The sequence below is a fragment of the Povalibacter sp. genome (assembly GCF_036520495.1).
Lineage (GTDB): Bacteria > Pseudomonadota > Gammaproteobacteria > Steroidobacterales > Steroidobacteraceae > Steroidobacter.
In genome coordinates, this window is record NZ_DATDJO010000013.1 from 1 (window position 1) to 13,828 (window position 13,828).

The following is a 13,828-nucleotide window of genomic DNA, read 5'->3' on the forward strand; positions in this document are numbered from 1 at the left end:
ACCGCGAACTGACGATTGAGGTGGTTCGGTATATCGATCCGCTCCACCGTGGCTTGCTTGTAGGCATGGCTGCCGGGCTGCTTGCAGATCAGCCCCAGCTCCTCCATCAAGCTGCTGACCTTGAAGCGGCCAATCATCGCGCCTTCCTCACGCATCATGGCCATGATGCTACGGCTACCAGCCGAGCTTCGGCTCTCGACGAACAACTCGTGCACGCGACTGCGGGGCCCTCCCTTCCAACAGGCACGCCAGACAACCTACCCAAAGACAGGCACTGCGCCGACTACACCTGTCGCATCTGTTCCACCGCCAAGCGGTAGTGTCGCAGCGAAGAGAACAGAAGGATTGCCGCACCTGCGGCGCTGCTGGCGCAAACGACAGCCAGCGACAAACCCACTTTCGATGGATCGCCGAACACACGATCCGTGACCAGCGCCACCACGGTCGGAGCTGCTCCGAGTCCGATCACCGACAGGACGAACACGTACAAAGACGTGACAATGCCTCGCATGCGATTCGGAGTCGCCAGTTGCAGCGCGGTCGCAGACATGGCTTGCGGCAAGCTGTAGAAAAACGTACCGCCCGCGGCGACCACCAGCGCACCGGCAAAGCCAGACACCAGCGGCAGCGAGGCAGTGAAGATCATCAGCCCGATGCTGGCGATCGCAGCGGTTCGAATCGGACTGTCGATGTGGCCACGTTTCGCCAGCCATCGATCGACGAAGGGACCGCTGAGCACACCGGCGGATCCCATGATCAGCACCAGCGCGCCGTAGCGAAGACCAACGCGCGTCGGATCGGCATCGTGCACGCGCATCAGGAATGACGGCATCCATGCGGGCAATGCGTAGAGCACGATCACGATCAAGGCCATCCCAAGATAGAAGCGCACGTAGAACGCACGTCCCCGCCACAAAAACACCATCACCTCACGCAAGGAAAAGTTTCGGTCGACCGAGTTGGCGACCGGCGCTTTGCGCGCCGGCTCGCGGATGGTCAACAGGACGAGCGCGAGCAGCACACCCGGCACGCTGATCACGATGAACGTGAGCTGCCACGGCTGCATGTCTGCAAGCACGGGCGCGAGTTCGCGCAAGGTGCTCATCGATCCGACCACCATGCCGCCGGCGATCATCGCAAGCCCACCCCCGATGTACGGCCCCATCAGGTAGATGCTCATCGCTCGAGGCAGTCGCTCGCGGCTGAAGTAGTCGGCGATCAACGACCATGCAGCCGGCGCCAGCGACGCCTCGGCCGCACCGACCGCGACGCGCGCCAGAAAGAGCTGCCAGTAGGTCTCCGCAAATCCGCACAGCGCCGAGAAAATGCTCCACGTCGCCACACCCAGCACCAGGATGTTGCGACGAGTCCCCACATCCGCCCAGCGGCCGAACCAGGGCGAGAAGGCAATGTACGAGCCCATGAAAGCAATGCCCTGCAACAAGCTGAGCTGCGTGTCGGTCAGCAGCAGGTCCCGCTTGATGTCCTCCACCAGCAGGTTCAGTACCTGCCGATCGATGAAGGCGACCGTGAACGCGAACGTCAGCAGGAACAGCACATACCAGGCGTAGTTTGTGCGCTCGCTTACGGGCTCGATCACAGCGTCAGTCGAAGGGGTGGCGCTCAAAGGTCGGTTCCATGGCAATGGGCTGACGCTCACCATGCAGACACATCGCAGTTCCAGTCTTCTATCTTTCGATAGGCAACACCGGATGGCCGATGAGACAAGGTCGCGACAGTAGCCCGCCGCGCTCGTGCGGGAGATCCGCGACTTCCTTCGTCCCTTGCGTTCCCTCTCGTGAAGCAACAACGCTATCAAGGCCACGGCCTCATACTGACTGCCGATGTCGGCGGCGATCCTCAATCGCCGGCCGTGGTTCTGCTGCATGGAGGCGGTCAGACGCGCCGTGCCTGGGGCGTCACCGCGCGTGCGTTGATCGAGGCCGGGTACTACGTGGTCTCACTCGATCTGCGCGGCCACGGAGAAAGCGACTGGGATGCCAACGGCGACTACTCGCTGGATCTGCAGGTCGAAGACCTGCGCGCAGTGCTGCGACAATTGTCAGCACCCCCCGTACTGGTCGGCGCATCGCTGGGCGGACTGATCTCACTGCTCACGGTGGGCGAAACACCGCAGCGCATCGCCAGCCGACTCGTGCTCGTCGATGTCACACCAACGGTCGATCCCGACGGCGAGGCACGCGTACTCGGCTTCATGACCGCGCATCCACGAGGATTTGCCAGCGTCGAGGAAGCCGCCGAAGCGGTCGCCGCCTATCTGCCGCATCGCCCTCGCCCACCCAGCACCGCCGGCCTCAAGCGCAACTTGCGACTGCGCGCAGACGGCCGCTACTACTGGCACTGGGATCCGCGGTTATTCGACCGGTTGCACGCCAGTCCCCAGCAGCAGCGGCTGCGTTACGAAGCAGCCGCAAGGAACGTTCGCATACCGACGCTGCTCATTCGCGGTCAACACAGCGAACTGGTCAATGCCGAGAACGTTCGGCACTTCCTCGAGCTGATCCCCACGGCCCAATTCGTAGACGTCGCTGGTGCCCACCATATGGTGGCCGGCGATCGCAACGACATTTTCAGTGCTGCCGTGCTGCGCTTCCTGGAAGCCCCATGAGCACCGACCCGTGAAGGGAATTGACGGGCTTGTTCATTGTCACAACCCACCGGTCACATCGACCGTACTGCCGGTCATGTAGCTCGCCTCGTCGCTCGCGAGAAATGCCACCACATTCGCAATCTCATTCGGGTGCGCTGCGCGCTTCAGTGGCGTGGTCTGCAGATACCTCTCCTTCACTGCAGGCGGCAGGATCTTGCCCATTCCGGCATCGATCATTGCCGGCGCGATGGCGTTGATCCGGATGCCGTGCTCGGCCAGCAGCCGTCCCATGGTGGCCGTCATATTGATGATCGCCGCCTTGGAAGCTCCATAGTCGATCTGCGAACTGGCAGATCGACCGGCGATGGAGGCGATGTTGACGATGTTGCCGCCTCCTGAATTCCTCATCTGATTCGCGACCTGCTGGCACAGGTACAGGACGGCCGTGACGTTGACCGCCATGGTGCGTTGGATCTGCTGCGGCGACAGCTCCCAGAACGAAATCGAGTTGTAGTAGGCCGCATTGTTCACCAGCAGGCGCAGCGGCCCCACGTCCTGGCTGATCTGTTCGAGCGTCGCAGTGATCGCGGCGATATCGGTCAGATCGCACGAGTAGTGCTGCCATGAGCCCGGCACTGTCGGAGCACGCAAGTCGAGTCCGACAACGCGATAGCCTTCACTTGCCAGTCTCGCTGCAATCGCAGCACCCAGCTCGCCACTGGTTCCGGTGACTAGTGCATTGTTCTGTGAACTCACCGTTCCCCCTTTGAAAGTCGCACCCACAGGCTGCCTCGGGACGCTACGTCGCCGATCACCGCCTGAACGCTAAGCGCACGTCGCCACCGCGGGGCCTATCCTTGGATAGGTGCCCTCCCTACCGCCTCGCGCCGGCAAAGACACTGCCGTAGCGTTCCAGAACAGCCGCCATACTCTCTGCATTCACCTGGGTCAGGCTGTCACTCACAGGTTCCAACGCGAATCCGGGAACACATGCAGGTCAGGTACTTCCGGAAGATTCGCGTACGTGGCGAGAGGGCGACGAATGCGCCTCACCGTCGCCATCGGATCGTGAAAAGAGATGGCGACAGCGCACACCGGATCGCACCGCCGCAGGCGGATCAACCGCACGCGCCTCGCAGCACATCCAGCTCTATTCCCCACTCTCTTGCAACAAGTTCGACATCACTGCCGCACGGACGGGGTGCCGACGGCATCGCCGCTGGGGTTCGATCGAACCGCGGCGCCGGGGCCTGCTGCTGCACGCCGTCGATCTCGATGAAGGATCCGCGGGCGCGATGATGCGCATGCCCGGCCGCTTCGGCGAGCGTCAGGACGGGAGTGACGCAGGCGTCCGTGCCTTCAAATACGTTGATCCACTCATCGCGCGAGCGGGTACGGAAGACGGCAGCAAGCTCGGCCTTGAGTGCAGGCCATTCCCGCCCCTGCGTCTGCTGACTCAGATTCGGATAGCCAGCCGCCTGAAACCGCTGCGCATCGATCCCGAGTTTTTCGAGGAACGCCCGGTAGAACTGCGGCTCGATCGCGGCGACAGCCAGATGCCTGCCGTCCGCAGCTTCGTACACATCGTAGTAGTGCGCTCCGCCGCCGAGCAGATGCGACCCGGTGACGTCCGAGAACTGGCCCATCGCTCGATAGCCGAAGAACATCGCCATGAAGGACAGTGCGCCGTCGATCATCGCGGCGTCGACGACCTGTCCGCGGCCCGAGCGCTGCACCTCGAACACCGCGCACATCACTCCGAAGGCCATCAGCAACCCGCCGCCACCGAAATCACCGATGACATTGAGCGGCACGACAGGTTTGCCTCCTGCAGGTCCGATCTGATGCAGAAGGCCGGTCAGTCCGATGTAGTTGAGATCGTGTCCGGCGCGTTGAGCGAGCGGTCCCGTCTGACCCCAGCCGGTCATGCGCGCGTACACGAGCTGCGGATTGCGCGCCAGACTGACATCCGGCCCGATGCCGAGTCGCTCGGCGACGCCGGGGCGGAATGCTTCCACGAGCGCATCGGCCTTGCCGACCATTTCCAGCAGCGCCTGCACTCCGGCAGGCCGCTTGAGATCGAGCACGATCGAGCGCCGGTTGCGCAGCAGCGGCGAGTTGGCCGGGGTATCGGCGTCGCCGCCCGGGCGTTCGATCCTGACGACCTCAGCTCCCATGTCGGCCAGCATCATGCAGCCGTAGGGTGCGGCACCGAGGCCGGCGATCTCGATGACCTTGAGGCCCGCCAGCGGCCCTGCTTTTCGTGACTCACTCATTTCAGCTTGCGCTCGTCGAGGCCCAGACCGCGGCCGATGATCTCCTTCATGATTTCGGAGCTGCCGGCAAAGATCCGTGACACGCGCGCCTCGGTGTAGAGCCTGCAGATCCGGTACTCCTCCATGTAGCCGGCGCCACCGTGCAATTGCACGCACGCATCGACCACGCGTCCTTCAAGTTCGCTCGCCACGAGCTTCGCGCCGGCAACTTCGTCCGCGGTCAGCCGCCGTGCGTTGTACTCGAGCACACATTGGTCGACGAATGTCTGCGCCGCATCGATCTCTGCGCGCAGACCCGCCAGCACGAAGCGGCTGTTCTGGAACGTGCCGATCGGGCGACCGAAGGCCCGCCGGGACTGCACGAACTCCAGCGTGATATCGAATGCCGTCTGGGCTGCCGCCATCGAGTCGATGGCCGCGATGAGTCGTTCGCCGACCAGGAACTGCTGCAGGTAGCCGAATCCACGCGTGGCATCGCCGAGGACGTTCGACTTCGGCACCCGCACATTGTCGAAGAACATCTCGGAGGTGTCCTGCGCCTTGAGACCCATTTTCTCGAGACGGTTGCCGCGCTTGAATCCCGGCATGTCCGCCTCGACGACGAAAAGACCGATGCCGTAACGCTGATCGGGCACGGTGCGCGCCGCGACAATGATCAGATCTGCGATCTGTCCGTTCGAGATGTAGGTCTTGGAGCCGTTGAGCAGCCAGTGATCGCCGCAGTCGACGGCGCTCGATTTCATGCCGGCCAGATCGCTGCCCGCCCCGGGCTCGGTCATGGCGATTGCCAGGATCGCCTCGCCGCTGACACAACGCGGCAGCCAGCGCCGCTTCTGTTCTTCGTCGCCGAGCTTGCCGATGTACGGCGCGACCAGTCCCGAATGCAGGTTGATGTAGAAGCCCGGCTCGCCATGCCGGATATTTTCCTCGTAGACGATCTGTTCATAGCGGAAGTCGGCGATGCCCGCGCCGCCGTATTTCTCGTCTGCCCACAGGAGCAGGTAGCCCTGCTCGCCACACCTGGAGTACGCCCGCCGATCCACGTAGCCCTGCTTGCGCCAGCCGGCGGCATGCGGCGCAATCTCATTGCAGAAGAACCGGCGCACCGAGGCGCGGAATTCCTCATGCTCGGCATCGAAGATCAGCCGGCGCATCGCTGCTGCTCTGTCTGCCGCCCCGCAGCGTCGTAGAACTTTTCGCCGCGCTGCGCGCGCGAACGCAACCATGCGGACGGCGCAAATCGCGGACCATGCGTGGCCGCCAGCCGGTCGCAGGCCCGCACGAACTGCGGCAGTCCGATCGTCTCGATGAGCGACAGCGGACCGCCGGTCCAGGTCGGAAATCCCCAGCCCAGCACCGCGCCGATGTCGGCATCGGCCGCAGCAGTGAGCACGCCCTCCTCCAGGCAGCGCGCCGTCTCGAGCGCCTGGATATATAAGAGTCGATTGCGGATCTCTTCCTGGGCCGGCTGCAGGGCGTTGGGCGGAAATGCCGTCGCAAGGCCGGGCCAGAGGCGCTTCGGTGCGCCCTCGGGATATTCATAGAATCCGCCGCCCTGGCGGCGTCCCGGGCGCTTGATCTCATGAAGCATGCGCCGCATGACATCGTAGGCGCAGGGACGCACGAAGTCCGCGCCCAGCGCCTCTTCGGCCTGTTTGACGATCTTCCAGGGCAGCTCCAGCGTCACCTCGTCGAGCAAGGCGAGTGGACCGACAGGAAAGCCCGCGCTCTGCGCCGCATTCTCGATGCGCGCGGGCTCGATTCCGTCTTCGAGCATGCGCATTCCCTCGTGGATGAACGTCTGGAAAACGCGGCTCGTGTAGAAGCCGCGCGAGTCGTTCACGACGATCGGAATCATGCGCAGCTGTGCGACGAAATCGAGTGATCGCGCCAGCGTTTCCTCGTTCGTACCCGCGCCCTTGATCACTTCGATGAGCGGCATGCGATCGACGGGCGAGAAAAAATGCAGGCCGATGAACTGCGCCGGTCGCACCGAGGCTTCCGCCAGCTTGCCGATCGGCAGCGTCGAGGTATTGCTGGCGAAGATTGCATTCGCGCCAAGCACGGCCTCTGCCCGCCGGGTCACATCGGCCTTCACCGCGAGGTCCTCGAACACTGCCTCGACCACGAGTTCGCATCCTGCAAGATCCGCATAGTCCGTCGTCGGCCGGATGCGCACGAGCACGGCATCGGCCTGCTCGCGGCTTTGCCTGCCCTTCTCGACCGACTTGTCGAGCAGTCTCGCCGAGTAGTTCTTGCCCTTGCGTGCGAATTCAGGATCCATATCGAGCAGCACGACATCGATACCCGCCAGTGCCGACACGTACGCAATGCCCGCGCCCATCATGCCGGCGCCGAGGATGCCCACTTTGGTGACGCGGGATTTCGGGATACCCGCTGGACGCCGCGCGAGCTTGGCGGCTTCGCCCTTGTTGACGAAGCTCGTGCGGATCAGATTGCGCGAGACCGGATCGCACAGCAGTCGCGCGAAATGCTTCGACTCGACGTCGAGCGCCTTGTCGAACGGCAGCAGCAGGCCCTCGAAGAGGCAGTCGAGGATGGCGATCGGCGCCGGGAAGTTGCGGCGCGTCTGTGCGGCGATGCGCGCCGGGTATTCGCTCATGACGCGCACGACGGCGGGGTTCAACAGCCCGTTGCTGCTGCGATAGCCCTTCACGTCCCAGGCGCGCACCGGATTGGCCGACTGCAGGATCCACTCGCGCGCGGCGTCGATCAGCTGCGATGCAGGCACGATCCGGTCGACCATCCCGAGGTGCAGCGCCTCCGCGGGCGCGACCGTACGTCCCTCGATCAGCAACGGCAATGCCGCATCGAGACCGATCATGCGGGCAAGGCGTTGCGTTCCGCCGGAGCCAGGCAGCAGCCCCACCGTGACCTCCGGCAACCCGACGACCGCTTTCGCATCGTCGACGATCACGCGGTAGTGACAGGCGAGCGCCAACTCGTAGCCGCCGCCCAGCGCGAGCCCGTTGATCGCTGCGACGAACGGCTTGCCGCAGGTCTCCATGCGTCGATGCATCAAGACCGACGGCTTGCGGCTGAATTCGTAGGCTTGCTTGAGCGGCAGCGCGCCGCCCGCAATGCCGAGGATGTACTTGAGGTCGGCGCCGGCCATGAACGCAGGTTTCGCCGAGGTGACGATGGCGCCCTTGATCGCTGCGTCGCCTGCGGCGCGCTCGATGGCCGCGATGAACTCGTCGATGAACTGCGGCGAGACGACGTTCATCGGCTTGTCCGGAACGTCGAGCGTGATGATCGCAATGCCAGCCGCGTCTGTTTCGAGCTTGAGTGTCTTCATTGAGCGGGCTCAGAGTCTTTCGATGATGGTGGCGGTGCCGAGGCCGTTGCCGGCGCAGAGCGTGATGAGCGCCGTGCCGAGGCCGCGCCGCTCGAGTTCGTCGAGCGCGATCCCGAGGATGATGGCGCCGGTCGCGCCGAGAGGATGTCCCATGGCGATGGCCCCGCCGTTGACATTGACCTTGCCAGGATCGAGATCCAGCACGCGCATGTAGCGAAGCACCACCGCCGCGAATGCCTCGTTGATCTCGAACAGATCGATGTCGCGCAGACTCATGCCGCAGCGCTTCAGGAGCTTGTGGGTGACTGCCGCCGGCGCCGTCAGCATGATCGTCGGCTCGCTGCCGATGGACGTGAAGGCCTTGATGCGCGCGCGCGGCTTCAGGCCCGTGCGTTCGCCGAAAGCGCGGTTGCCGAGCAGCACGCCGGCGGCGCCATCGACAATGCCGCTCGAGTTGCCGCCGTGATGCACATGGCGAACGGTCTCGATCTGCGGATACTTCTGGATCGCAACCGCATCGAATCCTGCTGCGCCCTGGGCCACGAACGAGGGCTTGAGCTTCGCCAGCGCATCCAGCGTCGTGTCCGGACGCATGTGCTCGTCGCGATCGAGCACCACTTCGCCCAGCAGGTCGCGCACCGGCGCCACGGAACGCTGGAAGCGGCCTTCCTGCCAGCCGATTGCCGCCCGCTTCTGGCTCTCTACCGCGTAGGCGTCCACGTCGGTGCGACTGAAACCGTCCAGTGTCGCAATCATGTCGGCGCCGATGCCCTGCGGCGCGAAGTAGTTGCGATAGGCCACCCAGGGATCGGCCGACCACGCGCCGCTGTCGGCGCCCATCACGGTGCGCGACATCGACTCGACGCCGCCGCCGATGGTCGCGTCGGAGGCACCCGTCATGATCTGCGCCGCGGCGGCATTGACGGCTTCGAGTGCGGATGCGCAGAACCGATGCACCTGCTGGCCGGCGACGCTCTGCGCATAGCCCGCCGCCAGCACCGCGGCGCGGCCGATGTTGCCGCCCTGCTCGCCCACGGGCTGAGCGCATCCCAGAACGACATCGTCGATGAGTTCGGTGTCGAGCCGGCTGCGCTCGGCAAGCGCCTTGAGCACCTGTGCTGCGAGCTGTGCCGATGAGATTTCGTGCAGCGAGCCGTCGGGACGTCCGCGTCCGCGCGGCGTGCGCACGTGGTCGTAGATGAGAGCGTCGATCATAAATAGCGCACCGGCCCGACACGCCTCGCGTGCGCGGCCAGGCGATGTCTCCTGGTGTCACATGACATACGTGACGCTAGGGTCTCGCCCGCGCGCGCGGACCTACCCAAAGATAGGCGGTGTCTCACGAGCCCCCCACTAGGATCGAAGCTCAAGAGACCGAGGGTTTCCCCGTGCCGGATCCGATCGACATGACACCGCAGGCCCCGGCCGGGCCAGCGCATCGCATCGGCATGTTGACGCTCGTCCCGCACGGCGACGTCGTGCTGCTGCAGATGGATCGCCCCGACAAGCACAACTCACTCACGACACAGTTCTGGGTCGATCTGCCGCAGGCGCTGTCGTACATCGAACACGAATCCGCTGCGCGCGCCATCGTGCTCACCGGCGCTGGCGACAGGGCATTTTCGGGCGGCGGCGATATCGCGGGCTTTGCTGCGCTTACCACGCTGGAACAACGGCGCGCCTACCAGACCCAGGCGATGCACGCGTTTGCAGCACTCGAGCAATGTCCGCTGCCGGTGGTTGCGGCGGTCAACGGCTGGGCACTCGGCGGCGGCTGCGAACTCACCCTGGCCTGCGACATCGTCATTGCGTCCGAACGTGCGACGTTCGGCCTGCCGGAATCCTCGCTCGGCCTGGTGCCCGGATTCGGCGTGCTGCGTGCGCCGCATGTCATCGGCCGCCAGATGACCAAGCTGATGGTCATGGCGGGTGAGCGTCTCAGTGCCGACGAAGCATTGGCCGCAGGCCTCGTGCAGCGAGTGGTGAAGCACGAGCAATTGCTGCCCGTCACGCTGCAACTGGCCGCGAGGATCGCCGCGAATTCATCGCTTGCGCATGCGGTCGGCAAGCAACTGATCGGCCGCGGCATCGATCGCGCCGAGTTCGACTATTCGATCGAGGCGCTGACCCTGCTGCAATGCGCGGACGATGCCCGCGAGGGCATCCAGGCCTTTCTCGAAAAACGCAAACCCCGCTTCCGCCGCCGCTGAGCCTTCATTCCCCGGCCACCGGTGGCTGCACGGGCGCGAGCTTCACCAGCAGATTGCCGCGCGCGGTGACATCACCGGCCGCGACCCGCACTTCCTCCACGATGCCGGCGCGCGGCGCTGTCACGGGCAGTTCCATCTTCATGGCTTCCAGAATCACCAGCACCGCTCCCTTCTCCACGCGCTGGCCTGCCTGGACACAGACTTTCACGACGGCGCCATCGATCGGCGCGAGCGGGTCCACATCGGATTGCAGCGTGGCGGTCTGAACGACACCGCGCACGGGACGCGCCTTCTGCACGTGCCCGAATACGGCGACTTCGATCGTTCCCTGGCTGGTCGAAAGGCGGACACGGCGCTCGCACAATGCGCTCGCGGGTTCCGCTTCGCGCACGACCGGCGCAGGTGCTGACGGCAGCGCGGATCGCGGCAACCAGTCGCGCTCGAGCGATCCGGTGTCGTGCGTGACGGCAACGAAATCGGGCTGAGCGAGCACCTCGCGTAAACAGGGCGCCGTCGTCGGCACGCCCTCCACCTCGAGCGATGCAAGCCCGATCGCGAGCCGCTTGCGTGCGCTTTCGCGATCCGGTCCCCAGGCCTGCAGCTTGCCGAACATGGAGTCGTAGTAGCGGCTGATCGAATCGCCCGCTTCGATGCCGACATCGAACCTCAGCCACGGTCCCAGCGGAGTGCGCATATGCCGGATCGTGCCGCTGTGGGGGCGGAACTGCTCGAATGGATCTTCGGCGGCGATGCGCGCCTGCATGGCACAGCCGCGCATCTGCACGTCCTGTTGCGTGAAGCCGAGCGGTTCGCCGGCCGCAATGCGCATCTGCGCCTGCACGATGTCGATGCCGCTGATGAGCTCCGAAACACCATGCTCCACCTGCAGCCGGGTGTTCATTTCGAGGAAGTAGAAGTCGTCGGTACGCGTCTCGACCAGGAACTCCACCGTGCCGGCGTTGCGGTAGCCGACGTCTCTGGCAAGCATCAGCGCCGCATCGACGAGCGCGCGGCGCAACCCGGGGCTCAGGCCCGGCGCGGGCGCCTCCTCGATCAGTTTCTGGTGCCGGCGCTGTAACGAGCAGTCGCGATCGCCGAGATGCACGATGTTGCCGTGCGCGTCCGCCAGGATCTGCACTTCGACGTGTCGGCCTCGCGGCACGTAGCGCTCGAGATAGACATCGGCGCAGCCGAACGCCGCGTTCGCTTCGCGTGCGGCTGCCTGCAGCCCCGCCTCGAGATCCTCACGGCAGTGAACGATGCGCATGCCGCGTCCGCCGCCGCCGAAACAGGCCTTGATGAGCAGTGGATAGCCGATGCGTTCGGCAGCCTGCACCGCCGCCGCAAGATCCGGCACCGGCCCGGTCGATCCCGGTAGCTGCGGTATGCCGCTGCGCTGCGCGGCCTCGCGCGCGGCCACCTTGTCGCCCATCTGCGCGATGACCTGCGGGGACGGCCCGATGAATATCAGTCCGGCATCGAGTACCACCGAGGCGAACCGCGGGTTCTCGCTCAGCAGGCCATAGCCAGGATGGATCGCATCGGCGCCGCTGCGGCCGGCCACGGCAAGGACACGTTCGGCATGCAGATAGGATTCGCTCGCCGCTGCGGGCCCGAGTCTGTGCGCTTCATCGGCGAGACGCGTGTGCAGCGCGCCGCGATCTTCGTCGCTGTACACAGCGATGCTGCGCATGCCGAGTTCGCGGCAGGCATGGATGATGCGCACGGCGACTTCGCCGCGATTCGCGATCAACACCGAGCGCAGCGGCCTCATCCCCAACGTCCGGTCACTCTCGATGCGCGCTCGCCCCACGCGATATCGATGCTCGCGGCGATGACGGCGCGCGTGCGTGCCGGCTCGATCACATCATCGAGTGCCAGGTGCGCCGCCGCCTCCCAGGGCTCGGACTCGGTGATCCATTCCTGCTCCAGTTGCGCCGCCAATCGTTCTGCGGCGGCTTCGCCCTCTTCACGCGCCACCGTTTCGAGCCGTCGGCGATAGACCGTCTGCACCCCGGCCTCCGGCGCCATGAAGCCCATTTCCGCGGTGGGCCAGGCGAACTGGAAGCTCGGGCACGTCGGGCGACCGCCCATTGCGAAGTGCCCGCCGCCGTAGGCCTTGCGGATCACGATGCCGATCTTCGGCACGCGCGCATCGGCGAGCCGCGAGACCAGCTGTTCGTAGGCGCGCAGAATGCCGTTTCTCTCCGCATCCATGCCGATGAGCAATCCCGGCACATCGTGCAGAAAGACCAGCGGCAGATTGAACGTGTCGCACAGGTGCACGAAATCGTGCTCCTTGCGCAGTGCCGCCGGATCGAGCGCGCCCGCGCCGACGATCGGCTGGTTCGCGACGATACCGACGGGGTGTCCTTCGATGCGTGCGAGCGCGCAGATCAGGCTCGGCCCCCAGTCCGCGCCCCAGGGCAGCAGACTCCCCTCGTCGACGATCGCCTCGAGCACGCGAACCATGTCGTACCCGCACTTCGATTCAGTCGGCACGAGCGACATCAGCTCGTCCGGATCACGTGCCGGTGCGCGCGGCGGCGCAACCGGTGCCGGCAGCGATGCATTCGCGGGCACGTACGACAGGAAGGCGGCAATGGCGTTCATCGCCTGCTGCTCATCATCGACCACCATCAGCGCATTGCCGGCCGCAGTCGCGGCCGCCGGCCCGCCGAGTTGCTGATCGGTGATGTCCTGCGCCAGCGCTGCCTGAACGACGGACGGGCCGGACAACGCCACGGCACCCGTTCTGACCATGACGACGAAGTGCGCCGTCGAGGCGTGGAGCGCGGAGTCGCCATACGAAGGTCCGAGGATGGCGGCGGCGCGCGGCACCGGCGGCTGCCCTTCCGGTGATTTCACGAACGTCCGGAAATCCAGCGGCAGATGACTGAAGCGCCAGCCCATCACGTCCGGGATGCGCCCACCGTCGGCATCGCACAGCAGGACGATCGGAAATCCGCAGCGCTGCGCCTGTTCGATCAGCCGGCCCTGCTTGCGCATGCTGGTCGGCGCTGTCGTGCCGGCAAGCACGCTGGAGTCGATGCCGATGAGGCCGATGCGCCGTCCATCGAGCCGCGCGAATCCGGTCACGACCGCATCGCCCGGCACGTGCCGCGCAGTACGCAGCTCCGGCAGGCCGAGCGCGCCGATCTCGAACCAGGAATCCTCATCGATGAGCATGGCAATGCGCTCGCGCACCGGCAGACGTCCGGACTGCCGGTGACGCACGAGGCCGTCGGGGCCGCCCATCTCCCGCGCCCGCGCCTGCCGCTCGCGCAACTGCGCAAGCTTCGTCTCCATGGGCGACACCGCGCCAGCCGCGTCCGGCGCAGCGGCCGCGGAGGAAGCGCTCGCCGGTGAAGGCTCGCCGGGTGGTTGCTTGTCGATCATCGGCGCACGCTAG

10 protein-coding genes and 1 pseudogene are annotated in these 13,828 nt (G+C 65.4%); 2 read left to right on the forward strand and 9 right to left on the reverse strand.

The genetic code is table 11. The features are described from left to right. Positions 1-224: pseudogene (locus VIZ63_RS03945) on the reverse strand (IS3 family transposase); the annotation flags it as partial. A gap of 59 nt (positions 225-283) precedes the next feature. Then, positions 284-1,627, reverse strand: a complete 1,344-nt coding sequence (locus VIZ63_RS03950; protein ID WP_331608200.1) for an MFS transporter — start codon at positions 1,625-1,627, stop codon at positions 284-286. 171 nt (positions 1,628-1,798) lie between these two features. Here VIZ63_RS03950 and VIZ63_RS03955 point away from each other — a divergent pair, with 171 nt between their 5' ends. Next, a complete protein-coding gene (locus VIZ63_RS03955) occupies positions 1,799-2,629 on the forward strand; it encodes an alpha/beta hydrolase (protein WP_331608201.1) in 831 nt (276 codons plus the stop codon). Positions 2,630-2,668: 39 nt separating this feature from the next. On the opposite strand, the gene VIZ63_RS03960 is transcribed toward VIZ63_RS03955, so the two are convergent. The 5 genes from VIZ63_RS03960 to VIZ63_RS03980 all read right to left on the reverse strand — a co-directional run bounded on the left by VIZ63_RS03960 (position 2,669) and on the right by VIZ63_RS03980 (position 9,418). Further along, the gene (locus VIZ63_RS03960) at positions 2,669-3,367 is read right to left on the reverse strand and encodes an SDR family oxidoreductase (protein WP_331608202.1); all 699 of its coding nucleotides are present in this window, start codon (positions 3,365-3,367) and stop codon (positions 2,669-2,671) included. 362 nt (positions 3,368-3,729) lie between these two features. Further along, positions 3,730-4,887 (reverse strand): CaiB/BaiF CoA-transferase family protein, encoded by a 1,158-nt coding sequence (locus tag VIZ63_RS03965; protein ID WP_331608203.1) that lies wholly within the window; start codon positions 4,885-4,887, stop codon positions 3,730-3,732. Beyond that, positions 4,884-6,041, reverse strand: a complete 1,158-nt coding sequence (locus tag VIZ63_RS03970; RefSeq protein WP_331608204.1) for an acyl-CoA dehydrogenase family protein — start codon at positions 6,039-6,041, stop codon at positions 4,884-4,886. The genes VIZ63_RS03965 and VIZ63_RS03970 overlap by 4 nt, the downstream gene beginning before the upstream one ends. Next, positions 6,029-8,206: a 3-hydroxyacyl-CoA dehydrogenase NAD-binding domain-containing protein gene (locus tag VIZ63_RS03975; protein ID WP_331608205.1), complete on the reverse strand. Its 2,178-nt coding sequence runs from the start codon at positions 8,204-8,206 to the stop codon at positions 6,029-6,031. Before VIZ63_RS03975 ends, VIZ63_RS03970 begins: the two co-directional genes overlap by 13 nt. A gap of 9 nt (positions 8,207-8,215) precedes the next feature. Then, a complete protein-coding gene (locus tag VIZ63_RS03980) occupies positions 8,216-9,418 on the reverse strand; it encodes an acetyl-CoA C-acetyltransferase (RefSeq protein ID WP_349261120.1) in 1,203 nt (400 codons plus the stop codon). A gap of 176 nt (positions 9,419-9,594) precedes the next feature. Here VIZ63_RS03980 and VIZ63_RS03985 point away from each other — a divergent pair, with 176 nt between their 5' ends. Next, a complete protein-coding gene (locus tag VIZ63_RS03985; protein ID WP_331608207.1) occupies positions 9,595-10,416 on the forward strand; it encodes an enoyl-CoA hydratase/isomerase family protein in 822 nt (273 codons plus the stop codon). A 4-nt stretch (positions 10,417-10,420) separates the two neighbouring features. On the opposite strand, the gene VIZ63_RS03990 is transcribed toward VIZ63_RS03985, so the two are convergent. Beyond that, positions 10,421-12,190 carry an acetyl/propionyl/methylcrotonyl-CoA carboxylase subunit alpha gene (locus tag VIZ63_RS03990; RefSeq protein WP_331608208.1) on the reverse strand — a complete coding sequence of 590 codons (1,770 nt, stop codon included), beginning with the start codon at positions 12,188-12,190 and terminating at the stop codon, positions 10,421-10,423. Next, positions 12,187-13,725 carry an acyl-CoA carboxylase subunit beta gene (locus VIZ63_RS03995; RefSeq protein WP_331608209.1) on the reverse strand — a complete coding sequence of 513 codons (1,539 nt, stop codon included), beginning with the start codon at positions 13,723-13,725 and terminating at the stop codon, positions 12,187-12,189. The genes VIZ63_RS03990 and VIZ63_RS03995 overlap by 4 nt, the downstream gene beginning before the upstream one ends. Positions 13,726-13,828: the final 103 nt, after the last annotated feature.

Excerpts from the sequence above, each read along its gene's own strand:
- VIZ63_RS03965 (WP_331608203.1), bottom strand. The coding sequence starts at position 4,887 with ATGAGTGAGTCACGAAAAGCAGGGCCGCTGGCGGGCCTCAAGGTCATC.
- VIZ63_RS03970 (WP_331608204.1), bottom strand. The coding sequence starts at position 6,041 with ATGCGCCGGCTGATCTTCGATGCCGAGCATGAGGAATTCCGCGCCTCG.
- VIZ63_RS03975 (WP_331608205.1), bottom strand. The coding sequence starts at position 8,206 with ATGAAGACACTCAAGCTCGAAACAGACGCGGCTGGCATTGCGATCATC.
- VIZ63_RS03990 (WP_331608208.1), bottom strand. The coding sequence starts at position 12,190 with ATGAGGCCGCTGCGCTCGGTGTTGATCGCGAATCGCGGCGAAGTCGCC.
- VIZ63_RS03995 (WP_331608209.1), bottom strand. The coding sequence starts at position 13,725 with ATGGAGACGAAGCTTGCGCAGTTGCGCGAGCGGCAGGCGCGGGCGCGG.